30 protein-coding genes are annotated in these 26546 nt (G+C 45.6%); all 30 read right to left on the bottom strand.

Translation table 11 applies throughout. The features are described from left to right. Nucleotides 1–60: 60 nt before the first annotated feature. On the bottom strand, nucleotides 61–1149 hold the full coding sequence (locus KCTCHS21_RS12315; protein ID WP_232058172.1) for a sensor histidine kinase: 1089 nt from the start codon (nucleotides 1147–1149) through the stop codon (nucleotides 61–63). After that, nucleotides 1139–1834: a response regulator transcription factor gene (locus tag KCTCHS21_RS12310; RefSeq protein WP_130608272.1), complete on the bottom strand. Its 696-nt coding sequence runs from the start codon at nucleotides 1832–1834 to the stop codon at nucleotides 1139–1141. The genes KCTCHS21_RS12315 and KCTCHS21_RS12310 overlap by 11 nt, the downstream gene beginning before the upstream one ends. Before the next feature lie 134 nt (nucleotides 1835–1968). Continuing rightward, nucleotides 1969–2124, bottom strand: a complete 156-nt coding sequence (locus tag KCTCHS21_RS31120) for a hypothetical protein (protein ID WP_162309320.1) — start codon at nucleotides 2122–2124, stop codon at nucleotides 1969–1971. A gap of 6 nt (nucleotides 2125–2130) precedes the next feature. Then, the gene (locus KCTCHS21_RS12305; protein ID WP_130608269.1) at nucleotides 2131–2532 is read right to left on the bottom strand and encodes a hypothetical protein; all 402 of its coding nucleotides are present in this window, start codon (nucleotides 2530–2532) and stop codon (nucleotides 2131–2133) included. Nucleotides 2533–2836: 304 nt separating this feature from the next. After that, on the bottom strand, nucleotides 2837–3985 hold the full coding sequence (locus KCTCHS21_RS12300) for a peptidyl-prolyl cis-trans isomerase (protein ID WP_162309319.1): 1149 nt from the start codon (nucleotides 3983–3985) through the stop codon (nucleotides 2837–2839). Nucleotides 3986–4209: 224 nt separating this feature from the next. Further along, a complete protein-coding gene (locus KCTCHS21_RS12295) occupies nucleotides 4210–4464 on the bottom strand; it encodes a hypothetical protein (RefSeq protein WP_130608263.1) in 255 nt (84 codons plus the stop codon). Between the two features lie 182 nt (nucleotides 4465–4646). After that, nucleotides 4647–5219: a hypothetical protein gene (locus tag KCTCHS21_RS12290; RefSeq protein WP_130608260.1), complete on the bottom strand. Its 573-nt coding sequence runs from the start codon at nucleotides 5217–5219 to the stop codon at nucleotides 4647–4649. A gap of 168 nt (nucleotides 5220–5387) precedes the next feature. Beyond that, on the bottom strand, nucleotides 5388–6197 hold the full coding sequence (gene spo0A / locus KCTCHS21_RS12285) for a sporulation transcription factor Spo0A (protein ID WP_130608256.1): 810 nt from the start codon (nucleotides 6195–6197) through the stop codon (nucleotides 5388–5390). Between the two features lie 238 nt (nucleotides 6198–6435). After that, nucleotides 6436–7764, bottom strand: a complete 1329-nt coding sequence (gene spoIVB, locus KCTCHS21_RS12280) for a SpoIVB peptidase (RefSeq protein ID WP_130608253.1) — start codon at nucleotides 7762–7764, stop codon at nucleotides 6436–6438. Nucleotides 7765–7892: 128 nt separating this feature from the next. Then, nucleotides 7893–9578 (bottom strand): DNA repair protein RecN, encoded by a 1686-nt coding sequence (gene recN / locus KCTCHS21_RS12275; protein ID WP_130608250.1) that lies wholly within the window; start codon nucleotides 9576–9578, stop codon nucleotides 7893–7895. A gap of 32 nt (nucleotides 9579–9610) precedes the next feature. Next, nucleotides 9611–10060 (bottom strand): transcriptional regulator AhrC/ArgR, encoded by a 450-nt coding sequence (gene ahrC / locus KCTCHS21_RS12270; protein WP_130608247.1) that lies wholly within the window; start codon nucleotides 10058–10060, stop codon nucleotides 9611–9613. Continuing rightward, nucleotides 10057–10524, bottom strand: a complete 468-nt coding sequence (locus tag KCTCHS21_RS12265) for a hypothetical protein (protein WP_130608244.1) — start codon at nucleotides 10522–10524, stop codon at nucleotides 10057–10059. The genes ahrC and KCTCHS21_RS12265 overlap by 4 nt, the downstream gene beginning before the upstream one ends. Nucleotides 10525–10889: 365 nt before the next feature. Further along, the gene (locus KCTCHS21_RS12260) at nucleotides 10890–11741 is read right to left on the bottom strand and encodes a TlyA family RNA methyltransferase (protein WP_130608241.1); all 852 of its coding nucleotides are present in this window, start codon (nucleotides 11739–11741) and stop codon (nucleotides 10890–10892) included. Beyond that, entirely contained in the window at nucleotides 11741–13633 is a 1893-nt protein-coding gene (gene dxs / locus KCTCHS21_RS12255) for a 1-deoxy-D-xylulose-5-phosphate synthase (protein WP_130616475.1), read from the bottom strand. The genes KCTCHS21_RS12260 and dxs overlap by 1 nt, the downstream gene beginning before the upstream one ends. A 1195-nt stretch (nucleotides 13634–14828) precedes the next feature. After that, nucleotides 14829–15740 (bottom strand): polyprenyl synthetase family protein, encoded by a 912-nt coding sequence (locus KCTCHS21_RS12250; protein WP_408621781.1) that lies wholly within the window; start codon nucleotides 15738–15740, stop codon nucleotides 14829–14831. 20 nt (nucleotides 15741–15760) lie between these two features. Then, entirely contained in the window at nucleotides 15761–16039 is a 279-nt protein-coding gene (gene xseB, locus KCTCHS21_RS12245) for an exodeoxyribonuclease VII small subunit (RefSeq protein ID WP_130608238.1), read from the bottom strand. Then, nucleotides 16032–17393 carry an exodeoxyribonuclease VII large subunit gene (xseA, locus tag KCTCHS21_RS12240; protein ID WP_130608233.1) on the bottom strand — a complete coding sequence of 454 codons (1362 nt, stop codon included), beginning with the start codon at nucleotides 17391–17393 and terminating at the stop codon, nucleotides 16032–16034. The genes xseB and xseA overlap by 8 nt, the downstream gene beginning before the upstream one ends. 15 nt (nucleotides 17394–17408) lie before the next feature. Beyond that, entirely contained in the window at nucleotides 17409–18260 is an 852-nt protein-coding gene (gene folD / locus KCTCHS21_RS12235; RefSeq protein ID WP_130608230.1) for a bifunctional methylenetetrahydrofolate dehydrogenase/methenyltetrahydrofolate cyclohydrolase FolD, read from the bottom strand. After that, entirely contained in the window at nucleotides 18257–18718 is a 462-nt protein-coding gene (gene nusB, locus KCTCHS21_RS12230; RefSeq protein WP_130608227.1) for a transcription antitermination factor NusB, read from the bottom strand. The genes folD and nusB overlap by 4 nt, the downstream gene beginning before the upstream one ends. A 161-nt stretch (nucleotides 18719–18879) precedes the next feature. Next, nucleotides 18880–19110: a DUF2273 domain-containing protein gene (locus KCTCHS21_RS12225; protein WP_130608224.1), complete on the bottom strand. Its 231-nt coding sequence runs from the start codon at nucleotides 19108–19110 to the stop codon at nucleotides 18880–18882. Nucleotides 19111–19123: 13 nt separating this feature from the next. Further along, a complete protein-coding gene (amaP, locus tag KCTCHS21_RS12220) occupies nucleotides 19124–19687 on the bottom strand; it encodes an alkaline shock response membrane anchor protein AmaP (protein WP_130608221.1) in 564 nt (187 codons plus the stop codon). Nucleotides 19688–19840: 153 nt separating this feature from the next. Beyond that, on the bottom strand, nucleotides 19841–20248 hold the full coding sequence (locus KCTCHS21_RS12215; RefSeq protein ID WP_130608218.1) for an Asp23/Gls24 family envelope stress response protein: 408 nt from the start codon (nucleotides 20246–20248) through the stop codon (nucleotides 19841–19843). A gap of 127 nt (nucleotides 20249–20375) precedes the next feature. Next, on the bottom strand, nucleotides 20376–21749 hold the full coding sequence (gene accC / locus KCTCHS21_RS12210) for an acetyl-CoA carboxylase biotin carboxylase subunit (protein WP_130608215.1): 1374 nt from the start codon (nucleotides 21747–21749) through the stop codon (nucleotides 20376–20378). Between the two features lie 19 nt (nucleotides 21750–21768). After that, on the bottom strand, nucleotides 21769–22254 hold the full coding sequence (gene accB / locus KCTCHS21_RS12205) for an acetyl-CoA carboxylase biotin carboxyl carrier protein (protein ID WP_130608212.1): 486 nt from the start codon (nucleotides 22252–22254) through the stop codon (nucleotides 21769–21771). 238 nt (nucleotides 22255–22492) lie between these two features. Next, nucleotides 22493–23188: a SpoIIIAH-like family protein gene (locus KCTCHS21_RS12200; RefSeq protein WP_130608209.1), complete on the bottom strand. Its 696-nt coding sequence runs from the start codon at nucleotides 23186–23188 to the stop codon at nucleotides 22493–22495. 35 nt (nucleotides 23189–23223) lie between these two features. Next, nucleotides 23224–23874, bottom strand: a complete 651-nt coding sequence (gene spoIIIAG / locus KCTCHS21_RS12195) for a stage III sporulation protein AG (protein WP_130608206.1) — start codon at nucleotides 23872–23874, stop codon at nucleotides 23224–23226. Between the two features lie 15 nt (nucleotides 23875–23889). Then, complete coding sequence (spoIIIAF, locus tag KCTCHS21_RS12190) at nucleotides 23890–24627, bottom strand: stage III sporulation protein AF (protein WP_130608204.1); 738 nt, start codon at nucleotides 24625–24627, stop codon at nucleotides 23890–23892. A gap of 20 nt (nucleotides 24628–24647) precedes the next feature. Beyond that, nucleotides 24648–25892, bottom strand: a complete 1245-nt coding sequence (gene spoIIIAE, locus KCTCHS21_RS12185; RefSeq protein WP_130608201.1) for a stage III sporulation protein AE — start codon at nucleotides 25890–25892, stop codon at nucleotides 24648–24650. Nucleotides 25893–25917: 25 nt separating this feature from the next. Beyond that, the gene (spoIIIAD, locus tag KCTCHS21_RS12180) at nucleotides 25918–26307 is read right to left on the bottom strand and encodes a stage III sporulation protein AD (RefSeq protein WP_130616473.1); all 390 of its coding nucleotides are present in this window, start codon (nucleotides 26305–26307) and stop codon (nucleotides 25918–25920) included. A 9-nt stretch (nucleotides 26308–26316) separates the two neighbouring features. Then, on the bottom strand, nucleotides 26317–26520 hold the full coding sequence (spoIIIAC, locus tag KCTCHS21_RS12175; RefSeq protein WP_094050916.1) for a stage III sporulation protein AC: 204 nt from the start codon (nucleotides 26518–26520) through the stop codon (nucleotides 26317–26319). Between the last annotated feature and the right edge of the window lie 26 nt (nucleotides 26521–26546).

Here is a 26546-nt window from a genome sequence, read left to right as displayed (position 1 = left end):
CATGCTGTTCATTTTACAGAGAGATTTTTAAGCAAAACGAAAGCAAATCATAAGTTTCTCTTAAGATAATGGCAGACTAACCTTAAAATTCGTAGTGAAGCCATCACTTGTCACTGAAATGTCTCCTCCATGCTTTTCTACTATCCCTTTTGCGATTGCCAGGCCCAGTCCTGTGCCACCCTTATTTTCCGTTCTGGATTTGTCTACTCTATAGAACCGATCGAATAGATAAGGTAAATCTGCTGACGGGATAGCTTCGCCGTAATTAACAATTTCGACAACAGCAGATCCATTATCCTGGCTCAAATATATATCTACTTTCCCACCACTGCTTCCATAAGCAATTGCGTTAGACAGTAAATTCTCGAACACTCGAACGAGCTTATCTGCATCAGCCGTTATCGTCAGCTCACTCGCATTTGAAATAAGTCGGCCTTCCATTTTGGAATTTTCTAACGATAATCTGTGATGCACGAGTAATTGATTCATCATCTCAACGAGATTAAAAGCCTGTTTTCTTAAAGGAATAACATCGTGGCGCATTCGTGTATACTCGAATAAATCTTGAATGAGTACATTAAGACGCTCTGCTTTGGCGTAGGCAATCTGAACGTAATGTCGCAGCTCTACCTCGTCGCGGTATCTGTCTTGCTCTATAAGTCCAAGGTAACCAATAATCGAAGTCAGGGGCGTACGTAAATCGTGAGATACATTCGTTATGAGTTCGTTTTTCGTTTGCTCCGCATTTCTTTCCTCATCTAATGACCGTTTAAGCTCAACGACCAGTAAATTCATATTTTCAGCGAGCATGGTTACTTCATTATTTTGTTTTACAGGAACAATGTCGTCAAAATTCCCTTTAGCGATATGTTCAACAGAGCTGCTAAGCTTGTCATAATAGTTAAACCGTCTCCAATTAAACAAAACCATGTACACGATAAATAGCACAAAACAGCCAACCAGCATGAGCGGCATTTGACCGAAAGCATCATATATCCGAGTAAAGAATGACCGTTGGCCTGAATTATTGCGTGTCATTCGCTCTAACACAATAATGCCTATATAAAAAGTAATAACTGACAACACCGAACTCGCCACTATTTGCCAAATTAAACGCCACACCATATTAAATGCCACGTTAGATTTCAATTTTATAGCCAACCCCCCAAACAGTCGTTATCAGCTTACGCCCCATTTCCTGCTCTAGCTTGTCCCGAAGCTTGCTAATATGCACCATAACGGTATTATTCGACTCGAAGTATTTTTCCTTCCACACCTGTTGGAAAATGTCCTCAGCGCTAAATACACGCCCCGTGTTGCTTGCTAGCAAATAAAGGATTCCGAATTCGGTTGAGGTTAAGTGAACAGGCCTACCATCTACCTCAGCGGTATGTGTTGACTTATTTATCATTAGCTCACCCATCTTAAGCCATCCCGCTTCCTCCGTAGCGCTTGCCTGATTGCCATATTGATAGGCACGACGAAGAAGCGTCTTGACCCTGACGACTAGCTCTAACGGATTAAAGGGCTTAACGACATAATCGTCAGCTCCTGTCATAAGACCTAAAATTTTGTCCATATCCTCAGCTTTGGCGCTCACCATTAGAATGGGGATTGATGCCGTTTCACGGATTCGTCGGCATACTTCCATTCCATCCATCTTAGGCATCATAATATCGAGCACAATAAGATGAAAGGTCTCGGCAGCCAGCTTGTCCAATGCCTCAAGCCCATCATGGGACTGTGAGGTTTCAAAGCCCTCGTTTTTTAAATAGATATCAATTAAATTAGCTATCTCGCGGTCATCGTCTACGATGAGAATTTTTTTCGACATGGTATGAAGCTCCTTTATAAGTAACACGACTCTTCGCCATCCTTAGAACGAAAGACGGACGGCGGCATGCATACGCGTTTATATTGAATGATTAGTTGAGGTTAAGTAGATTATATTACTGGTGTAAAAAATAGTCATATATGACGCAAATCCGAAGCTTCCGTCGCAATAAGGAACCGAACGTTCACTATTCCTCGCAAATCCACAGCTTCGGCCGCAATAAGGAACCTTCCGTTCACTATCCATCGCAAATCCGTAGCTTCCGCCGAAATAAGGAACCGTTCGTTCACTATCCATCACAATTCCGCAGCTTCCGCCCAAATAAGGAACCGAACGTTCACTATCTGCCGCAAACCCGCAGCTTCCGCCTCAATAAGGAACCGTCCGTTCACTATCTGTCGCAAACCCGCAGCTTCCGCCTCAATAAGGAACCGAACGTTCACTATCTGCCGCAAACCCGCAGCTTCCGCCGAAATAAGGAACCTTCCGTTCACTATTCCTCGCAAATTCACACCATCAGCCCCAATAGGGAACCGTCCTTTCACTATCCCTCGCAAACCCGCAACTTCGGCCGCAATAAGGAACCGTCCGTTCACTATCTGCCGCAAATCCATAGCTTCCGCCTCAATAAGGAACCGTCCGTTCACTATCTGCCGCAAACCCACAGCTTCCGCCGCAATAAGGAACCGAACGTTCACTATCTGCCGCAAATCCGCAACTTCGGTCGCATTAAGGGAGCCTTGGTTCTCTATTGGGCACTAAAGTCTGCTACTACAGACGAAGGCTTGTTATATCGAGCAATCAGCTCATAGTAGTCAGTATTAACTTCCTCACTATACCCCATTCTGCCGTTGTCTGTAAGCAGGTATCCGGAGGTTTTACACTTCTTAAGAAAGCCTTAAGATTTACTTTAGTTTTATCGAGCATTATGATTGTACAAAAAACCAGCTTGTCCGATTTTCCGTTAATACCGGATTCGGCAAGCTGGTTTTAAACTTACTATTATTTTGCAGCAGCAGGGCTAGGAGTTGGTTCTGGCTTCTTAGCCAATAAATTTTTATAATTCCTGTCTTTCTTCGCCTTTTCCATCCAAGTCATACCATCGTTTTGAAGCTTCTCGTCATAATAAGCTTGTTTCACCTTATCCTTCACTTCTTCATAAGGAGGCACTACTGCTTCTTTAATGTCAGTTACTTTAATAATATGGAATCCGCTTTCCGCCTCAACCACTTCACTCGTTTCGCCTTTAGCTAATGAAAAAGCCCCTTCTTCAAAGCCCTGATTCATTTCACCGCGAGTAAAGTAAGGGCCGAGCGCGCCTCCTTGATCCTTAGAACCAGGATCGATAGACTTCTCTTTAGCAAGTGTTGCGAAATCCTTGCCAGCCTTTAACTCCTTCAGAACCGCCTCGGCTTCTTCTTTAGTTGCTAGTAAGATATGAGAAGCTTGAACCTGTTTAGGCGTTGTTGCGAAGTTTTCTTTGTTTTTCTCATAATAAGCCTTCAAATCCCCATCGGTAACCGCATTTTGCTTTTCAAATATTTTTGAAAATTTCAATTGTCTACCGATTTGTTCCTTGAAGTCTTCAAGAGTCCTTCCAGATTGTTGAAGTGCTGCGCTTAAGTCATCATCTGAAGGAATGTTATTTTGTTTCTTAATTTCTTCTATTTCTGCTTTAATGTCAGCATCAGCGATTACGATTCCTTCTTTTTTAGCTTCCAAGTCAATCAGTTCGTTAGTCATTATACTATCGAGCAATGATTCTTGCTGACCTTCCCCCATCTGCTTGGTCATAGCTTCGAACAAATCTACTTTTGTGAAGGTTGCCCCATCCATTTTACCAATCGTTTTGTTCAAGTCATTAGAAGGGCTTCTTACTAGAACAAACACCAAAGCAGCAACTGCAATAGCAGCAACAACCCAAGGAACAATTACCCCGCTCGATTTTTTTACTGGAGCTACTGGTACAGGAGCTATCAGAGCTTCTGGATTTGTAGGACCTGCGGCATTTACAGAATCAGCCTCAGCATCCGCCAAATCATTGGTTTCCTCAGCGCTTATATGATTCTGTTCGTCATCGCCAAGCTCTCTCTCATTCTCTTCATTCGACACCTTATTATCTTTCAATTCATCCTCATTACGTTCAGTCATATTCATGTTCCTCCTTAAGATTTAACAATCGCCTCATTTACTATACCAGAATTTCGAAATATTACCTTAAAGACTCCTTAATTTTGTACAAAAGTCGCTAGATAAGCCTTTCTACCACAATAAAAATAGCTTTCCACAAATCAAAAAGGAGCTTATCCGCATCCGTTTCCGGTTACGACAAGCTCCTTTATATGCTTACAAAGCAATTTTATGCACCCGTTTCATTAGCTTGTGTACAATCTATTCTCGCTCATCGTTACTAATCTAATTCGAATCTCTTCTAGACCTGCTGCAGCCTGCTCCCACCACGCCTCAGAGGACGGGAAACGATGCTTAATCGTTTCAACTCCACCGTAAACCATATCTAGCTTCTGGAGAGTCTCTGAATCAGTAAGATACGTCTGCTTGGCTCTACTAAGCATATCCCCAACTTCCCGATATAAACATTCAATAAATTGACCTCTGTCTACCATTTCCATAACTATTTCCTCCTATTGCCCACTGCCAATTGCACGAGCTCTCTATTTATAAACATATATATACCCTTGTCCTGCTTCTTAGAACCATTATTTTTAAAAGAGACCTGTTTGAGCGTAAACAAAAACCACTCATAAGCGAGTGGCAGCTGCTTTAGTTAACCTATTTTTCATTCGTATTCCTTCTAATTGGCCTTTGAGATGATCTCATTATTTTCATCAAACAATGTTATTTCAGCAGGGAAGGTTTTTTTGAATTGACTTGGTATTTTATTATACTTCACGAAGAACGCTTCATTTGAAACTGAAGTTGTGTAGCTATATTCTTCATTTATTAATTTCGTCGTTATATTGTCAATATTCTTTTCCACGTTTCTACCCACCAACACACCATAAACACCTTTATTCGTTTTTATATCTCTATAATTTACTTCTCCAGTTTTATGTCCACTTTCATCCAGCTTAAATTTTCCATTTATACCTTTAATAAAATGAGCATACCCAACGTATTTATTATCTAAATGGTAAAGAGCGATATACGAAGTTGAAGAGTCTATTTGAACAAATTTTAATAAATTGAGATTTTCCTCATCACTTACCTCATTATTTACTCCCCTGTTCATCCAACCTGTAAGACTAGCCTGAATCGACTCATTATTATTTGAAATATTATATGCTTTTACATATGAAAATAAATAATAACCCCCAAAACAAATTAATATAATGATAGTAAAAAGGAACCTATTCTTAGCATTCATACTGATATCCTCCTGTTGTAAATGTCCAACCAGACTAACACATTTTTTATTACATGGAAATGAAATGAATGTTAGCCTTAAATACAAAATAGACGACTATCGCTTCTCCTACGCCGAAACAGCGCAGAATCTCGATAATCGTCCGGTTTTAAATTAGCTTTTTAATAACTACGATACCTTATGCTCAATCCGCAGCTTGTCCGCAACCATCGCAATAAATTCCGAGTTGGTCGGCTTAGACTTAGCAATATTGATCGTATAGCCGAACAGGTGGCTAATCGAATCAATGTTGCCGCGAGTCCATGCTACTTCGATAGCGTGCCGGATGGCACGTTCGACGCGGGATGGCGTTGTTTTGAATTTTTCGGCGATAGCCGGGTATAACGTCTTCGTAATTGCACCGAGGATTTCAATGTTGTTGTAAACCATCGTAATCGCTTCACGCAAGTACTGGTAGCCTTTAATATGAGCAGGAACACCTATCTCATGAATAATACTTGTAATATTGGCATCCAAGTTTTTAGGCTTACCCATTTGCACAATGTTGGAGCGACTGCTGCTTCCCGATGAAGAAGTCGTTACGGACGAGGAAGCTGAGCTTCCGGCTAGCTGGCGAATCCGGTTGGCCAGGACATCCATATCGAACGGTTTAAGTATGTAGTAAGAAGCGCCAAGTTGTACCGCACGCTGTGTAATGTTCTCTTGACCAAATGCCGTGAGCATGATGATTTTGGGCATAGGCGATAAATTCAAATCCCGCAATTTCTCCAAGACTCCAAGTCCGTCCAAATGCGGCATAATAATATCGAGGATCATGACATCCGGTACCCTACGTGTTTCCTCCAGTTGACGGATGACCTCTTCTCCGTTGTACGCCACTCCGATGACAGTCATATCATCCTGCTCTTGGATGTACTCTGATAACAAATTCGTAAATTCTCGGTTGTCGTCTGCTAGAAACACTTCAATCCGTGGCAATGTCTGGTCCTCCCTTTCGATGTACGAGAATGATTGTTGAAAAACGCTTATCGTTTCTCTGTTTATCCGTTTTCGACATCACCATTCTGTATTCCTTCTGAAAAATAAAATTTTTCTTTATTTATTTATAAAAATCGAATATAATATTTCATTTACGTCAGAACACGTCAAATGATGATTTAATTCGTTTATTTTCGACAAACACTTGTCTTTGTCTAATACAACAAAATCTAAGGCGTTAAACCGCCTTAGATGTCGCTTGTTCGGGTTTTAGCATAATACCAGCATCCTGTAGCATCCATTCGATAAAGCATCCATACCCCGAAGCTGGATCATTGACGAATACATGTGTAACCGCCCCAACCAATTTCCCCTTCTGGATAATCGGACTTCCGCTCATCCCCTGAACAATACCTCCCGTACGCTCGAGAAGCTTTGGATCTGTTATTTTGATGACCATACCTTTCGTTGCGGGTGACGTCTGCTTCGATACATGAACAATTTCAATATTAAATCGCTCAACCTTCTGCTTCTCAACAACAGTTAAGATTTGCGCAGGACCTTCCTCCACCTCTTCAGCGAAAGCAACTGGCATAGCATCTGGGCTATAAGCATGCTCAGGCATTTGTTTCATTTGTCCGAAAATACCGAAGTGAGTGTTCCGCTCCACATTACCAAGCGTTCGACCACCTTTTAGAAAACTGGCCCTTTTTTCTCCTGGCTCACCATTTTGGCTCTTGGAAATAGAGTTCACGTTGGATTGCAGGATTTCGCCGCTGCCCACGACGATAGGTGTTTGGGTATCCATATCCGTAATGACATGCCCTAACGCTCCGTACACTCCCTGATCAGGAGCATAGAAAGTTAATGTACCAACACCAGCAGCTGAATCACGGATATACAAGCCTAGTCTCCAAGCTTTGTCTTCCTCATCGTAAGCAGGGGTTAGAGATGTTTTAAATCTTTCCTTGCCCCTTTGAACTAACAATTTTAGCGGAATACCTTTACTGCCTGCAGATTCAGCAATCGGAGCGATTTTGGAAATCTCATTACAGGCTTGTCCGTTAATTTCCACAATAAGATCACCAAGTCTAAGCTTAGCATCCTCACCTGGTGAAATTTTTAACTTCGCTTTCGTTTTCACCAAATGATGACCCACAACCATAATCCCCGCAGCTTTGACCTTAACACCAATCGTCTGTCCTCCAGGGATAACACGTAAATCTGGAATTACCTGAAGTCGTACCGTCTTAAAAGGAATTTTACCAAACAGCTTGAGCTTTAGATCCGTTACACCACTGTGCTTCGGTTGAATGGATAAAGGCTGTCTTAGATCGACCTTAACAGATGAGTTGCTGCTTCCATTAATACCAGCTACTTCAGGATTCAAGCTTCCCTGCGCGTGAACCGGCATTGCGTAATGCAAAGAAACGGCTTGCCCTTGAAAAAGTCGTAATTGATTCGGAAACTCCGCAAAATGCTGAAACGGCGCGGAGCACACAGCGAAGATAAGCATAAGAACAACTACAAGACCTAAGTGACGTTTTCTGGAGTGTTTCTGGTGCAAGTTCTCACGCTCCCCTACAGTCTGAATCGGCCATTTATTTTGTCGCCGATAACGTACTTATAAGGTAACCGTGCTGAGCCTGTTTTATGTTCTCAAAAAGCTTCCTTTTTGTTTGATTTTCTGCGCCGTTACGCGTTTTTCTGTCTTTGTGCCAAACTAAGCATTTCTTGTGCATGATGGCGTGTTTTTTCCGTAACTTCCACCCCGCCCAGCATTCTTGCCAATTCCTCCACCCTCTCGGTCTGTGTAAGCTCCGTTACGGACGTTTGTGTGCGATCCTCGGCATTCACCTGCTTGCGTATCTCGTACTGGCTATCAGCCATACAGGCGACCTGAGGCAAGTGTGTTATCGCGAATACCTGGCAATGACGGGACAACAAGGAAAGCTTCTCCGCTATAGCTTGTGCGGCTCTGCCGCTCACTCCCGTATCAACCTCGTCAAAAACAAGCACTGGAATTTCATCAATTTGGGCAAATATCGCTTTTAAGGCCAGCATCACCCGTGACATTTCTCCGCCTGATGCAATTTTGGCAAGCGGCTTTGGTGGTTCACCTGGGTTGGTTGATAATAAAAATTCAGCCGTATCTGCACCTGATATTGAAAATACAGCTGGCGCTAGCTTAACTTCGAAAATGGAGCGGTCCATCTGCAAATGAGCAAGCTCCTGCTCAATTTGTCTGGCCAACACACGCGACGAAGACCTACGAATCGAGGAAAGCTTCTCCGCTTTAATCTGTAGCTCCCCTTGCAGAGCTTCTTCCTTTATTGTTAAATTCCGGAGTAGCTCATCGCTATTCTCAAGCTGATCTGTCTCACTTTTTATTTTGGCATGATATTTAATAATATCCTCAATTGTTTCGCCATATTTACGTTTCAAGCCGTGAAGAATATCCAGCCTTTGCTCGATTTGAACAAGACGCTGAGGATTAAATTCAATACCTTCCTTATAGTCACGCAATTGAAATGCGCTATCCTCAACTCCGTAATAAGCAGATTGCAATTGCTCAACTAAGGGTTGAAGTACAGTCGGATCCACTTTCACGATATCCTGCAGACGAGTTAAGGCGCGTGACAGCGCCGCTAAGCCTTTGGTTCCATAAAGAAGATCGTAGGCCTCAGTGACAGAGTCCGTCAATTTCTCGGCATGGGCTAGTTTGCGCCGTTCATCACCAAGAGATTCATCCTCTCCCGGCTTTAACCTAGCCGCCGCTATTTCTTCCAGCTGAAACCGATACAAATCAAGCATTTGCACACCTTGACGAGATTTTTCCTCTAGCTCACGCCGTTCTCGACTAACTGCTTGGTATTGCTGATACAGCTTTTTGTAAGCGGATTTATGTTCATTTATGTCTTCACCTGCAAATAAATCAAGCCATTCCAAATGCCGCTCCGTCTTAAGCAATGATTGATGCTCATGCTGACCATGGATATTAACGAGATGCTCACCAACCTCCTTAAGCATCGTCAGCGTTACAGCTTGTCCATTAATACGTGCAGTAGACTTACCATGAGATAGCAGCTCACGGCGGATCAACAGGGTTTCTTCGGAATCAGCCTCAATGCCTAATCGCTGAAGCGTTTCCCACACCGGATGCTGGCGCGACAAATCAAATACGGCCTCAATATCTGCCCTATCACAGCCATGACGAATCATTTCAGCCGATCCTCTTCCACCTGCTGTCAGAGTCAGCGCATCAATAACTATTGATTTTCCCGCGCCCGTTTCTCCCGTGAGAACATGGAAACCCGGGTGAAAAGCTACAGAAACATTCTCAATAACGGCTAAATTATGGATGGTTAATTCCCGAAGCATAATGATGCCCCCTGACTCGTCAAAATGAAGTACTATTGCATCATTTCGTAAATTCGTTCTAATACGTCTTCTCCAAGAGGCTTCGTTTTACTAATTAACAATATGGTGTCATCTCCACCAATTGTACCGATAACCTCTGGCCAATCCATTCCATCAATAAGTGCTGAAATCGTTCCCGCTGTACCTGGTAAACACTTGAGAACTAACAGATTTTCCGCTGCCTCAGCACCTACAAAGTGATCAAGTAATGCTCTCTTCAGCTTATGAGCAGGATTAAATCGTTGGTCTTGCGGCATCGAATACTTATATCGGCCATCCTCAAGCGGAACCTTGATCAGCTGCATTTCTTTTATATCGCGCGACACCGTCGCTTGAGTCACCTGCATACCTTCCAAGCTTAGAACCTCAACGAGCTCTTCTTGCGTCTCAATTTCTCTGGCACCGATTAATTCACGGATTTTGCGTTGTCTTTGCGCTTTCATCTTTCGCCGGCCTCCACTTTGAAACGTACAGTTTTTAATTGCTGCTCTTGGGCATTTACAATAATAATTCCTTCACAATCAGGAAAAAGCAAAGCATACACGAGTAACCGTTCACGTAAGCCGCTTGCTGTCCACTCCATCGGCTGCCGTGCACGCTCATGTTTAACTAAATAATACTTACTTTCCTTTAAAGCAAGATAGTCGAAGTAAAGGCGAGTTGGCCTAACCGGACCATCATCTAATATAACACCGAGTGAAATCCGATGCTTGCCCGATAGTACTTCAAAGCCATTTTCCTGTAAAAGATGAACAGTATCATCATCCTCTACTCCCCCTGCAGCGGCAAGCTTCCTTAGCCTTGAGCTTGGAGGCTCATGTAGCCAATGATCAAACCTTCTAAATAACCACCATATCATTAGGCTTGCAGCTGCCAGCATAACAATCCAATCACCAAACCTATCCATGCGCAGACCTCCCGGTCAATTCCGTTAACGGAGGAAAAAATATGCGGGTTGGACATGATGTTCTGTTGCACTCTTTTCTTTCGCGATCTGCACCTGAATTTCCTTCTTACAAGCATAAACGGCCGACACCGTCCTTTCACGGCGTTCCACGTTTATGTCAAGTAAAACGGCTTCGCCGTCCTCAGGACGGTGGCACACGTTTGTATCGAGCGATCAGATGAGTGTAAAGACATTGAAATTCATACTTTCTGATCGTAGCACAAAAACCCAGAGCAGACGAGTTGGGTCCGGTATGTTTTCTCCGGCCGTTCTTCGGCAGCTCCGGGCTACAACCGGACAATAAATAGGAATACATATGGCAAATGCTATGTGGCTCGTCGAAAAGTTGAGCTAGCATCGTCAACTGTCTGTTTAATGAGTTTAGATAATTGCTCTTCATCAAATTCAGGTAGACGATTTGTACGATCAGATAATTTCCAATAGGCGAGAAACTCAATATTACCTTCTCCACCCGTAATCGGGGAATAGGTAAGACCCTGTAGCTCGAACCCCAGCTCGTTAGCTGTCGTTAACACTTCGCGAAGCACACTTGCATGCACTGCTGAATCCCGAATGACTCCTGATTTACCAACCTGCTCTCTACCTGCCTCGAACTGCGGCTTGATGAGCGCGATCGTTTGTCCGCCAGTCTCCAACAATTCTGCCAACACGGGTAAAATAAGCTTCAATGAGATGAACGAAACATCAATTGTCGAGAATCTAGGCCGTGGTCCATCCAGCTGTTCAATCGTCATATGCCTAAAGTTTGTTCTTTCCAGCACCTGAACACGATTATCTTGACGTAATGAATAATCCAACTGGTTATAGCCTACGTCAACAGCATACACTCGCGTGGCACCATTCTGAAGCGCACAATCGGTAAAACCTCCGGTGGATGCTCCAATATCCAGCATAATAACGTCATGTAAATCTAAGTTAAAATGCTTAATTGCTTTTTCTAACTTTAACCCACCGCGGCTAACATACGGATGTAGGGCACCTTTAATCGTTATTGCCGAGTCTCTAGGAACCTTAGTTCCCGCCTTTTCCACACGTTCCGTGCCAATAAGCACCAGACCTGCCATGATGGCTGCCTTTGCCTTTTCTCGACTGTCATAATAGCCTAACTCGAGTAGCAGAACGTCTAATCTTTCCTTGGTTACCGTTGTTTTTTCCATTAAGTTGCCTTCTGCCTCTTGCGAACGGCTAGTGAAGAAAGCTGCTTGGCAATCTCTTCGGCCGTTAGACCACTTTCCACACGTTGTTCCTTAATGGTCGCGTGCTCGATAAAAATATCAGGAACGCCGGCAAGCTGAATGGAAACTGGCTGAATGCCTTGAAGGCTGTAAAACTCAAGCACCGCACCGCCTAAACCACCCTGTACCGAGCCTTCTTCGACCACCATAAGAGGAATCCGCTCTTTCGCCAAACTCAAAAGCATTTTCTCATCTAATGGTTTAACAAATCTGGCATTTATAACTCGAATATTCATTCCCTCACGCTTTAAGAGCTCCGCTGCCTCTTCCGCTACTTGAATCATTGGACCGATGGCCAATACGGCGGCATAATCGCCCTCACGCACTGTTTCCCATGTACCAATCTCGATAGGCGTCATTACCTCATCGAATGCTGCCCCAGTTCCGGAAATACGAGGATAACGGACCGCAATAGGGCCTTCATTGTAATCAACAGCGGTTTTAAGCATATTGCGTAATTCATTCTCATCCTTAGGCATCATAAGTACCATATTAGGAATATGTCTCAGGAACGCAATATCATATACCCCTTGATGTGTTTCCCCATCTGGTCCGACGAAGCCCGCCCTGTCAATTGCAAAAATAACATTCAAACTTTGCCTGCAAATATCATGAACAACTTGATCATAAGCACGCTGCAGGAATGTAGAATACACCGCAAATACAGGCTTCATGCCTTCCATAGCTAATGCTGCTGACATTGTAGCCGCATGCTGTTCAGCTATTCCTACATCAATCATTCGGTTCGGGAACTTCTCGGCAAATTTAAGAAGACCCGATCCTCCTGGCATTGCTGGAGTTACCGCTATAATACGGTCATCTTGTTCGGCAAGCTCAATCAAAGTGTTTCCGAATACCTCTGTATACATCGGAGGTCCAACAGGCTTAACCACTTGACCGGATTCAATCTTATAAGAACCCGTTCCATGCCATTTGTGAGCATCTTCTTCAGCAGGTGTATAGCCCTTCCCCTTTAAGGTCAGCACATGAACCAGAACAGGTCCCTCTACACTATCCGCATATTTGAACGCTTCCATCAGCTTGGGAATATCATGGCCGTCCACTGGTCCGAAATATTTCAAACCAAATTCCTCGAACAACGCACCCTCTGGGGCAACCAAATATTTCAAGCTATCCTTTACTCGATCAGCAGTACGTGCCAACTTACCGCCAATAGCCGGTACCTTGCGCAGTAACCAATCGAGCTCGTCTTTCGCTTTTCGATATATTTTCTCAGATCTAACTTTTCCTAAGTAATTATGAATAGCCCCTACATTCGGAGCAATCGACATTTCATTGTCGTTGAGCACAACAGTTAAATTGCGCTTCTCATGACCAATATGGTTCAATGCCTCGAGGGCCATACCGCCCGTAAGTGCACCATCCCCTATAATAGCTATAACTTTATTCGTTTTGCCTTGTAAGTCCCGCGCCAAAGCCATCCCCATCGCTGCGGATAGAGACGTGCTGCTATGGCCTGCTTCCCATACGTCATGCTCGCTTTCGCTACGCTTGACGAATCCGCACAATCCGTCCTTCTGCCGTAAAGTATTAAACCGATTTTTACGTCCGGTTAGCATCTTATGCACGTATGCTTGATGCCCTACGTCATAAATCATTTTATCTTGTGGGCTGTTATACAAATAATGCAACGCCAGCGTAAGCTCAACTACACCTAAATTAGGCGCAAGATGGCCTCCAGTGGCGGACAAGTTTTGAATAAGGAATTGGCGAATTTCTTCAGCCAACTGAGGAAGCTCGGGTAAAGTTAATTTTTTTAAGTCGGTAGGACTGTCGATATGATCGAGCAGCAAGTAATGTTCCCCGCTTTCCACAAATGGATATTGCCCCTATTATAACATATCCCCATACAATGCCCAAACAATTGCTCACTTTCAATGTAAAAGTAAAAGCTTATGCGGATTTGAGAAGCCTTATTTTTGTGAGGGCTTGTATGCTTCGTGCACAATTAAATGGGAATTTGTAGTTTTGCTGCCATGGCGATCTGATGGTATTCGAGAGCGCTATCGATAGCTGGAGAGGGGCTACGGGCGGATTAGTTGATGATGGTGGGCGCTTTTTCCAGCTTCGGAGGAACTTTGGGCGGGTTGGTGGATCGAGCGTTCGCTATCTGCGACTTCAGCGGAACTTTTGGCGCGTTAGTGAATTGGGCGTTCACTATCTCCTGCTTCTGAGGGACTTTGGGCGGGTTAGTGAATCGGGCGTTCACTATTTCTAGCTTGAGAGGAACTTGGGACGAGTTAGTGGATCGAGCGTTCACTATCTCAGGCTTTAGAGGGACTTTTGGCGCGTTAGTGTATCGGGCGTTCACTATCTCCTGCTTCCGAGGGACTTTGGGTGCGATAGTGAATCATGCGTTCACTATCTCCTGCTTTAGAGGGATTTTGGGTTCGATAGTGAACCGGGCGTTCGCTATCTACAGCTTTTGAGGGTTTTTGGGCGAGTTAGTGAATCATGCGTTCACTATCTCCTGCTTCTGAGGGACTTTGGGCGGGTTAGTGAACCGTGCGTTCGCTATCTGCAGCTATAGAGGGACTTTGGGCGGGTTAGTGAACTGTGCGTTCACTATCTCCATCTCCAGAGGGACTTTGGGCGGGTTAGTGAACCGTGCGTTCGCTATCTACAGCTTCTGAGGGACTTTGGGCGAGTTAGTGAACCGTGCGTTCGCTATCTGCAGCTATAGAGGGGTTTTTGGCGAGTTAGTGTATCAAACGTTCACTATCTCCAGCTTCAGCGAGACTTTCGGAGTATTGCTGGTGTTACTGGGGTTACTCGGGTTACTCGGGTTACTGGGCTCACTGGGCTCACTGGGCTTACTGGGCTTACTGGGCTTACTGGGCTTACTGGGCTTACTGGGGTTACTAGCCCCCCCCTGCAGCTAATCCCCTCCCGGGAGGTACTCTCATCAGGGGGGATTGTCTTGTCCAGATATGTCCCAACCATCCCGGGACTTTCCAAGGGGATTCCCGCGATATTAATGGTCCCTATCTAGTGGTCCCTATTGAGCAAGTCTTCTGCTATCTCAATTAGGCGGTCAGGATTAGCGAAATGCGCTTGGATTAGTGTTTCGTTGGCTTCTTTGGTCAGAGTGGCGACGCGCTTGCGGCTTTCATCTAGTCCGAGTAAGTAGGGATAGGTTACTTTTTCCTGGCGCTCATCGCTTTTCACCGGCTTGCCGAGCTTCTCCTCTGTTCCAACCAGATCGAGTATGTCATCTTGGATTTGGAACGCAAGTCCGACATTACGTCCGAACAAGCTTAATGCCTCAATCTGCTTGCTATCCGCTTCAGCTGAGTGTCCTCCCGCTCTGAGTGCAAAAGTAACCAAATCGCTTGTTTTGTGCAGATGAATATGCTCTAATTCCTCAAGCGTCGTTAAGCCCTGTTCGCCGAGCATATCATCAACCTGTCCACCAACCATGCCCGACACACCACCGAATCGAGACAGCTCCTCAACAACCGAAAGAACCCGATCAGCTGGCACTCCCCGTTTCAGCGCTTGTGTAGCAACATTAAATGCATGAGTAAGCAGCCCATCACCAGCCAAAATACCCATTGCCTCTCCATACACCTTATGATTCGTTAGGCGACCTCTACGATAATCATCGTTATCCATCGCTGGCAGGTCGTCATGGATTAAGGAGTAAGTATGAATCATCTCAACCGCGCAGGCAAAATGAATGGCACGCTCTGCCCAATCTGCTCTTCCAGAAACAGCTTCTGCCGCTGCAAGAACAAAAATAGGACGCAGTCGTTTCCCCCCTGCTAGCAGCGAATAGTTCATCGCCTCCCGAAGCGTTGCCGGTATAGACCATTCCAAAGGAAATACCGAACGCAATGCCTCTTCCACCGTATCACGTTGTTGCTGCATATATGTATGTAGATCAACTGATGTTTTCACGTCTCTGCCCCTTTGCTATCCTAAGCTTCTTCTTTGCCTGTGGCGAATGGCTTACGCTGCAATCCGTTATCGCCTTCCACCAGCATCTCAATTCGACGCTCAACCTGCTCAAGCTTTAACCCACACAATTTGGAGAGAGACATTCCTTCTTGAAAAAGCTCAATAGCCGTTTCCAGTGGCACATCACCGCTCTCCAGCCTAGCAACAATCGTCTCAAGTGTCTCCATCGCCTGCTCGAAGGAAAGAGCTGGTTCAACATTTTCTTTCTCGGATTTACCAATCGAGCTATTCTTAGCCATTTGCTTGCTCCTCCCCTTGGATCGCCCATACTTGACAATCCAATTTACCATCTGCCAAACGCACGTTTATACGATCACCAAGCTGGACTTCATTAATCGTACGAACAAGCGTCTTCTCATTCTCGTCATACACCAAGCTATACCCGCGCGCCATAACCTTGAGTGGACTCAAAGCATCCAGATGACGAACTAGTGAGCCGAATGTATGCTGACGTTGGCGTAAAATCCCGTTCATAGCAAGCTCTAGACCTCGAGTTGCTGCTGTCATTCTTTTTCTAGCATAGGCAGCCTGTTGGTTTGGATTAACCGCAGATAGTCTACCCGACAATCGCGACAGCTTTTCGTGCGCCCTAGCCTGCTTGGCCTGCATCAAGTAATGGAGCATATCTCTGAGTCTGTCCAGCCGCTCTGCTTGAACAAGAAGACTCCGCTTGGGCTGCGTAAAATAAGGCGATCTCACAGAATGCTGCAGTCTTTCCCTAGCTTTGGAAAGCAGCATACTGAGCGACTTTGCCATTCTTTGTTCGAGATGAGTAAGACCCTGCTTAAGCTCACCTACATGCTGAACCGCCAGCTCTGCTGCAGCCGTCGGTGTAGGAGCTCTTAAATCAGCAGCGAAATCAGATATTGTAAAATCTGTCTCATGCCCAACTGCAGAAATGACCGGAATAGAGGATGAGCGAATCGCTCTCGCTACTATTTCCTCATTAAAGGCCCACAGCTCTTCTAAAGAGCCTCCTCCGCGACCAACGATAAGTACGTCTGCTTCCCCAAGCTTATTCATCGCTTGAATAGCCTTGACGATAGACGGCGCAGCAGTAGTACCTTGAACCGTAACCGGAAATAACAAAATGTTAACAGCCGGGTTTCGACGCTCAAGGGTAATTAAGATATCGCGAACCGCTGCTCCTGTTGGAGAAGTAATGACTCCAACCGTACGCGGATAGCGGGGCAGAGGTCGTTTAACATATTCAGAGAATAACCCTTCGAGCTCAAGCTTTTTCTTCAGCTGCTCGAAGGCAAGGTAGAGGCTCCCAATTCCATCAGGCTGCATCGCGGTTGCATAAAATTGATATTGTCCATCTCTCTCATATACAGAAATACCTCCGCGAGCCAACACTTTCATCCCGTCTTTAGGAGCAAAAGGAAGCCGTTGGTTGTAGGAGGCAAACATAATACATTTAAGTCTTCCACCTTCGTCCTTCAGCGTAAAATACATATGTCCGCTAGAGTGGAAGGTGAAGTTTGAAATTTCGCCCCGCAGCCAGATGTCTTGGAGCCCGGAATCGCCTTCAAGCTTCATTTTAATAAGGCGATTAATATCGCGGATGCTTAGAGCGCGAGCCGGTTCCATCGCAAGACTTCCTTTCTATGCTTGAGTACGCTTAGCCGATTTCAAGGTGTTCGCCATTAACATCGTAATGGTCATCGGTCCTACGCCACCTGGAACAGGAGTAATCCATCCCGCTACATCAAGTACATCCTCATAATCCACGTCACCGCACAATTTGCCATCCGGCAAACGATTTACACCTACATCGATAACGACAGCTCCCGGCTTAACCCAGTCCTTCTTCACCAGCTTAGGTACGCCTACACCTACAACAAGAATATCAGCTTGGCGAGCTAGCTCAGCAATGTTTGGTGTGCGAGAATGACAGATTGTAACCGTCGCATTCTCACGAAGAAGCAGCATAGCTACAGGCTTACCTACAATATTACTTCTACCGATAACGACCGCGTGCTTCCCTGCTGGATGGTTACCCGTTCTCTTTAACAATTCGATAACACCTGAAGGTGTACAAGGCAACAATGCGTCATCGCCTATCATAAGATTTCCTACGCTCTCTGGATGAAATCCATCAACGTCCTTCTCTACAGCAATAGCATCGATGATCGCTTTCTCTTCGATATGCTTCGGAAGAGGCAGCTGTACCAGAATGCCATGAATATTCGCTTGTTCGTTGTAGCGCTTTATGAGCTCGAGCAGCTCGTCCTGCGTCGTTTCGGCCGGAACCCTCACTACCTCAGAATAGTATCCAAGCTGTTCACAAGCTTTAGCCTTGTTACGAACATACACCTGGGAAGCAGGATCCTCGCCAACAAGAATAACGACAAGCCCTGGAGTGATACCAGCCTGCTTCAGTTGATCTACTTCATCCCGCATTTCCTCGCGAATTGTATCAGATATGCTTTTGCCGCTTATGATTTGTGCGCTCATGATTTTTCGTCCTCCTGCGGTTGGTTTTCTTCTCTTTCCCGCAACATGCGGCCGAGAACACCGTTAACGAATTTCCCATTCTCATCTAATCCGAAGTGCTTTGCAAGCTCAATGGCTTCATTGATAACTACCTTAGAAGGAACATCCTTCCGGAAAATCATTTCATAGGTAGCCAAACGTAAAATCTGACGGTCAACTCTTGATAGCCGATCGACTTGCCACCCTGTTAAATAAACGACAAGCTTCTGATCGATAATCTCTTGATTCTCTAGAACTCCTTGCACTAATTCGCGTGTAAATGCTTCAATGCTCGCCAATTCAGCAACTTCCGTGCCTGTTTCGTTGTCTTGACGAGCTTCTTCCATGACGATATTGACTGCCTCGTCGCCTGTTACCCCGTTCATCTCTATCTGGTACAAGCTTTGTACCACGATTTCCCTAGCAATTCTGCGCTTCATGAGTCCTCCCGAATGTGCCTAATCGTTCAAGCCCCGTACCTTATATTATGGTGCCACAAGCATAACTAAAAACAAAAAAACCCATGAGCATCTATTCCATCGGAAACTGCGAAGCATTAGAAGCTCCGCCGTCCCTGCCTGGGCAAGAACATTCACAGGGATTATCGTGTCCAAGGCCAACGATCTGAAACCCAATCCGTCAGTTTTTCCCACGGAAAAAGCGGTCCCTTTCGTTCATCCTTGTACTTTCCAACCCAATATCCGATGCCAATGAGCATAGCGCAGAACAGCATATCCCAAAATCCGCTAATTAAATAAATAATACCGAATAAGAGACCCGCTGCAACCCCAGCGATTCTTCCTCCAGAGGTTTCCCACCAAACTTTCCACATGGCGGTTGTCCCCCTATTCTACACGGCTCTTAAAGGTAGTCGGCGCCTGAGTAACGTTAGCGATAAACACAGATACTTCCGCAACCGGAATTCCTGTTGCCTCTTCGATCTGTTGAGAAACAGTACGTTGCATCTCTTCCGACAATGTTGGAATGGAGCCTTCTCCGTCAACGAATGCCCGAATAAGAATACCTAACCCCGCTTCAGAAACTCTAACACGTGCGCGCAAGTCTTTAACACCTTTTGTACGCGACGCAGCTTTAAGCGCAATATTCTCAACTGTTTCTACAGAGATACGGATGTCCCCATGCTCTGTCCGTTGGTTAATTGAAGGCGCTGAGCTTCCATCACGCTTGACGGAAACAACAAAAAATCGCACGCTTATCAATAAAATGATAATAGCAACTCCAATGACGGAGCCTTGCACGATCTTTACATCGCCCGTGAAATCAGTAACGACATCCTGCAACCACTTCTCTGAAAACCCACCGCTTGCGGTAATGATTGCAACAATGGAGGCGATCCCAATTGCCACACTGTACAAAAATAAAAGCAGCCTGTCCAACATTTTGATCAACGTAAAAGCCCTCCCTGTTTCCTAATAGGAAAATGTCCCCTAACCTACGAAAGGCCTCTGCGAGATTTCCCTGAAGGAATTCTCGTCAGAGGGCCATCTCCGCAGACCAGAGGTTTTGCCGTTAGCCGCGGAAATCAGGTTGCGGTCACGTCATTATCGGACACGTACATGGGTTTCATCTTCTTCGGGCTTGTCGCCCGCTTTGAAATGAACGTCGTGTATATGTACGTTAACTTCTACAACATTAAGTCCGGTCATTGTCTCGATTGAGCGTTTGACATTACGTTGAATTTCCGTTGAAATTTCCGGTATGCGACGACCGTACTGAACAATAATTGAGACATCAACTGCCGCTTCGCGCTGTCCAACCTCTACCTTCACGCCCTTGGACAAATTTTTACGTCCTAGCAATTCAGCAATTCCAGAGGATAATCCACCGCTCATGCCTGCCACACCGTCGACTTCGACTGTCGCCAAACCAGCAATGACTTCAATAACTTCTGGTGCGATTTCAATGGTACCCATGTCAGTTCGTTCATAATCGGGTGCTATCGTTTCCATTTGTAGTTCCACCTCCACATACCCGGAGCTAATCTGAAGTAAGTCCGAGCATTCGCCTTCACTACTTATAAATATAGCATTCCCGGATTATTATGACAAACACTTGGCCCGAAATAGTGTCTAAAAATTAATTATCGGACGAGGAATCAACATCTCCGTTAATGTCATGCTCCTCAAGAAACTTAATATCGAAATTGCCTTCTGCAAAAATAGGGTGATTCATTAGCTTAAGGTGGAATGGAATAGTTGTCTTAATACCTTCTATTACAAACTCACTTAAAGCACGTCTTGCTCTAGCAATCGCTTCATCACGCGTTGGCGCCCAAACGATTAGCTTCGCAATCATAGAATCATAATGGGGAGAGATCACATATTGCGGATATGCCGCGCTATCGATTCGAACCCCAGGACCTCCTGGCGGCAGATAGAAGCCAATACGTCCAGCGGAAGGCATAAAATTGCGCTCGGAATCTTCTGCATTAATCCTGCACTCAATAGACCAACCGTTGAACTTCACATCCTCCTGTTTAAAGGAAAGTGGAGCTCCTTCAGCAATAGCGATCATTTCTTTAATCAGATCGACTCCTGTAACCATTTCCGTAACAGGATGCTCGACTTGAATACGAGTATTCATCTCCATGAAGTAAAACTGACCATCAGGACTGAGTAGGTATTCAATAGTACCCGCACCGGAATAATTAACAGCCAATGCAGCTCTAACGGAAGCCTGACCCATACGTTCCCTAAGCTCAGGTGTCATAATGGAGCATGGAGCTTCCTCTACCAGCTTCTGACGGCGGCGTTGAACGGAGCAATCACGCTCGCCCAGATGCGCCACATTACCGTGCTTATCGGCGATGATCTGAATCTCGACATGCTTCATTCCTGTTAAATACTTCTCCAGATAGACGCCCGAGTTACCGAAAGCCTTCTCTGCTTCCTGCTGTGCAGTCGTAATCTCACGAATAAGCATTTCTTCATTGTCGGCGATTCGAATTCCACGACCGCCTCCACCCGCCGTTGCTTTAATAATAACGGGATAACCAATGTCTCGAGCGACCCGAATCGCATCGTCAAGATCTTCGAGCAAGCCGTCAGATCCCGGAATAACCGGAACGTCAGCATCCTTCATCGTTTGCTTAGCAACCGATTTATCGCCCATTCTACTAATGGCGACCGAGGATGGACCTATGAACGTAATATTGCAAGTTTCGCATATATCTGCGAAATCAGCATTTTCAGAAAGGAATCCGTATCCCGGATGGATTGCGTCACAGTCGGTTAACGTCGCGACGCTCATAATGTTCGTTAAATTCAAATAGCTGTCTTTCGACGCAGTTGGTCCGATACAATACGCTTCATCAGCCAGTCGCACGTGCAATGATTCCCGGTCGGCTTCGGAATAAACCGCTACTGCGGTAATTCCGAGCTCCCGGCATGCGCGGATAATTCTAACCGCGATCTCGCCACGATTGGCCACCAAAATCTTATTAAATTTCAAGGTGAAATCCTCCTCGGGATTATTCCGGCTTCACTAAGAATAGCGGTTGGCCGAATTCAACGAGCTGTCCGTTCTCCACGAGAATATCCACGATCTCGCCCTTCACTTCCGCTTCCAAAGGATTCATCAGCTTCATCGCTTCCAGAATACAAACAACCGTTTTGTCGGAAACCTTGTCGCCGATATTAACGAAAGAAGCAGCATCAGGAGATGGAGAACGGTAAAACGTACCCACCATAGGAGAAACGATCCGATGCAGATGGGAATTGTCGGCTACTGCTGCAGTCGCTTCCGGAACGGGAGCTGCTGATACTGCAGGCGCAGGTGCCGCTTGTGTCGTTGGCAGATATGTATGAGAAAGGGGTGCGGTCTGCACATTTACAACTTCAGTGCGACCCGGTTTGCGAATCGACAATCGCATACCTTCGTTCTCAATTTCCAATTCATGTACAGTTGTTTGGTCTACCAGTTTAATCAATTCTTTAATTTCGCTCAACTTAAACATCTCGGTCACTCCTTGACTCGGGATTCCCCGTCTAAAGAAAGCTTGTTCGATCCCACAACGGAACTATTATACCACAATCGGATGAATTGAAAAGAGTTCGACACCGTCTTTGTAATCCCTTTCTTATTTTGACAACAAAAAACAAGGGGTTATTCGCAAAGTAGGAAGAAGCTCTACTATGCGGCTATCCCCTTGTTTAATAACACTTCAGACTTACTTTATATCGATTCACCACAACTTACTTCACATATTGCACGGTCACTCTATCAGGGGTTACATTTAACTCTTTTGTTGCCATTTCTATAATACCAACGGCTTGTTTTTTCTCCAGCTTTTCACTCAGGACAATAACCTTGAAGTTATTATTATCCTCTTCAGCTACGACAGCATTGTCGAATTCTTGAAGCAATTTTTCCTGTAAGCTAGTAATACGAGAATCGGTATCCTGAAGGAGATCAAGCGCCTCTACTGCGCTAGCTGCTTCCTCAGCACTCGATTTTTTATTCGCTATGACCAATCTATACTCTTCAGCTTTTTTACTTATTCTTGTTAGTTGGTCTAGTGATACTTTATCGATCTCTGCAAAACCTTTTTGATTAGTAATCCCATTAAGGACAGCCTCATCCTCTGGTGAATTTCCAGCGGTTTCATTATTCGTTACAGCCGCTGTCCCCTTAGCCTCATCTGTTTTGGCACCACTCTTAGTCCCCTGTCCCGTCGCAGAAAGGTCGTCTGTACTCTGCTCGACCTCTGTAATCTCAAAGCCATCTGGATTGGATGAAGAAACCTTCCCAGCGTCAGGAAACTTTGTTTGTTCAATGCCACTAGCATTATCTGTTTTAGGTGCTTCCTCGGTAAAGAGATAGTATGCCGATAAAATGACCATCAAGCTCAGCATGGATACTAGCCAAATGGTTTGGCGTTTGTTGTTCATTGTTCAATTCCTCCCAAAATTATAATCAGATTGTATTAAGATTTACGAGGTACGACGGAGATGCGATGAATAGGTACGTCGAGGCCACGGGAAACCGCTACGGCTATAAGCTTTTCCACAGTTGGATTTTCCGCACCCTTCGCCACGATAAGAACTCCGCGAATCCGAGGATTCAGCTTTTTCACAACGATTGGCGATTGATTACCAGACGAGATGGAATATAGAACAACCTGGCCATCCTTCGTGATGTCTGTTATATGGCGTTTAGCACCATTGCGATCTGTTTCCTCTGTTATCTGCTGCATCGTCTTCTCATTAAGCTGCACGACAGTCTCTTCCGTCGAATCTACCGTCACCATGACATCCGTCGTGCCAACGCCAACAATCCTTTCCATTAAATCCTTCAATCGAGTTTCGAGTTCGGATTCGATGTCCCTAAACAGGCTGGTCTTAGTATCATTACTGCCTAAGAAGGCTTCCTGCTGTAGCGTGTCCTCATCCCTCGGCGGGGATAGGCTTGGATCTTGGGAAGGATCAACCTTCTTGACATTCAACAGGGAGGCAGCCAGCAGCATAGCCGCACCGATCAATCCGATCAGCACAAGCAACCGGAATGCTTTAACTCTGCGCGGTCCTCCCGAACCTCCGCCAATAAACGATTCCAGCTGCTGTAGCCACTTGGCCATGTGGTCCCCCCTGAGTCAGTATGGATTTGCAGTGTCTACAATCGGTAGCTTGACCTCAACAATGCTTGCCGCCATACCAAAACGATTGGCGACGAGCGCGGAAATTCTAGAGCGAGTCACACGATCAGCCTCTGCCTCAGCTTCCGCTGCAACCGCTTGGTCTGATTTCCTGCTTGTATCTGGCGATGCTACCTTCGCATCAGGCCATTCCTCTACCTGAACGTGGATGTCAACGGCGGCGATCGGCTCCACTTCCTTGACTACAGGGGGGGAAGAACGATCACCAGTCTTTGACGGCTCCGGTTCAAGAACAATTACAACCTTAGCAATCGTTAAGGAACCATTACTAACGCGTTCCAAAACAACATCTACCTTACGAACTTGGCGTTGCTCGCTTTGCTCTACCTCATCGCGGATGGCGGATTCTAGCTTTGCCGTCACTAGCTTTGCAGCTTGCAGGCTTTGCTTATCTCGAAGCTTTGCTCCTTCTGCTTCGATCATCGCTAGCTGATCAACCGCACCTTGTGGCTCTCGTTCCACTGCATTAAGGCCTTCTGTAAGCTTGCTGCTGAAGTCACCCTTCATCCAGTGTAAAATCGGAGTTGCTAAGGTCATCAGAATGAACAAACCCGCAACAAGCCGAACATATCTTTGCATCGTGCGATTGGGAAGCAACAAATCAACAATTGATGCAAGCAAGACAACTGCAATGATTTGGCGTAGCCAGTTGGACAGCCCCTCCATCACATTCATTCAGCTCTCACCTCCCCCAGTCAGCGGATCATGAGTGCTGCGTTGCCCGCAGTCAGAATAATCGTAACCGCTAAGAAAAACATCAGTCCAACCGAAGCCAATGCCGCAAAAACGTAGATAAGTGTTTTCCCTATCGTTTGCAAGCAATGGACAATTGGGGTATCTCCTAGCGGCTGCATGACCGCGCCAGCCACGTTGTAGATAAGCGCTAGGGCCAGAATCTTAATCGCAGGAAACGCGCATAGAAACAATAGAACAATAACCCCCGCGATTCCAACTGCATTTTTGACAAGTAAGCTTGCTGACATCACTGTATCTGCCGCATCCGAGAACATTTTCCCAACGACTGGCACAAAATTTCCGGTTACGAACTTAGCTGTTCTTAGCGCCACCCCATCGGTTACCGCACCTGTTGCTCCTTGCACAGACAGTACCCCAAGAAATACGGTAAGCAGTACGCCGAGCACGCCAACTCCAACATTTCGAAGCAAGTTTGCTAGTTGAGTTACTTTATATCGCTCTGTAATGGCGCTGACCAGATGTAGAACCGCTGAGAAAAATAGGAGCGGGAAAACAACTAAGTGAATAAATGTTCCCACTGTGTGGATCATGAAAACGATGAGAGGATGAAGGACTGCTACGGATGCCACCCCTCCTGTTCCCGCCATAAGGGTTAACAGCAGAGGCACCATCGCAAGCATGAACTGCACCATATTCTGGATGGCTTCTCCCGCATAAGAAGTTGCTGTACGGAAGCTATTTACAGCTAATATGATCAATACCATATAGGAGATTCCATAAGCGACTCTGCTTACAGCATTACGTTCGAATGCGCTTTGCATCGTCTCCAGTAGCATTGTAAAAACAGTAAGTAGGACGATTGTTACCAGAAGCTTGCCGCTATAGAGCACCTCGTGGAGGAAAAATCGAGCTAGCCCCATCATGGCCTGCCACGGGCTCCACTTTTTACCGTCAGGGAACATAAGCTGTTTCAGCTCAGGAAGCTTTCCTTCTGGAAAATAGCCCCCATACTCCCCCTTCAGATCGCTCCAATACTTCTGAATTTGTCCTAGCTCCACTTCTTCACTTTGCTGCTTCGCCAAGTCACCTGAGAGATCGTTAGGCGCTTGAGTCACGTAATCCGTAGTCGACTTAGCGGGAAGTCTCATATCTGCGTATACTAGGGAATGTCCCATCAGAAGAAAGAACAATAGCATAAACAGCAGGATCAATAACCATCTCTTTATTCCCGTCTGTCGGAGCATGCTCTCCCTCCCGTCCCGCGTACCGTCAGACCGGCAGTAAATTCAGCACCGTTTCGACGATGACGCTGATGATGGGCACCGCCATGACCAGAATTAGCATTTTACCAGCAAACTCGATTTTGGATGCGATGCTTTCAAGCCCGGCGTCTCTCACGATTTGCGCTCCGAATTCTGCAATATAGGCGATCCCGATTATTTTAAGCATCGTCTTCAGATACACCGTTGGTATGCCCGAGCGATCCGCAAGCTCTTCCAGCACAGATATCACATCGTCGATCTTGCCCACAAATGCTAAGAAAATAGCGACACCTACAAATGCGGCAAGGAGATAGGCGAACATCGGTTTTTGTTCCCGGATGACTAGAATTAACACGGTCGCCAGAAACCCGATTCCGACGATCTGGAGAATATCCACCCGCTTCACCTACTGAAACAGAAATATCGTCTTAATTTCCTGAAATAAATCGTTCAGCATTCGGACTACCATGAAAAGTACGACTACAAAGCCGATCAAGGTAACCCAATGAGCCATATCTTCCTTGCCCATCTGCTTCAACACCGTATGAATCATCGCCACGATGATGCCGATGCCAGCGATTTGAAATATGGTGCTGATGTCGATGTTCATCGTTATGGCCTCCCAAACTGATCCCC

Origin of the sequence: Cohnella abietis (assembly GCF_004295585.1) — a bacterium.
GTDB lineage: Bacteria > Bacillota > Bacilli > Paenibacillales > Paenibacillaceae > Cohnella > Cohnella abietis.
This window is presented reverse-complemented; position numbering and strand designations above follow the sequence as displayed.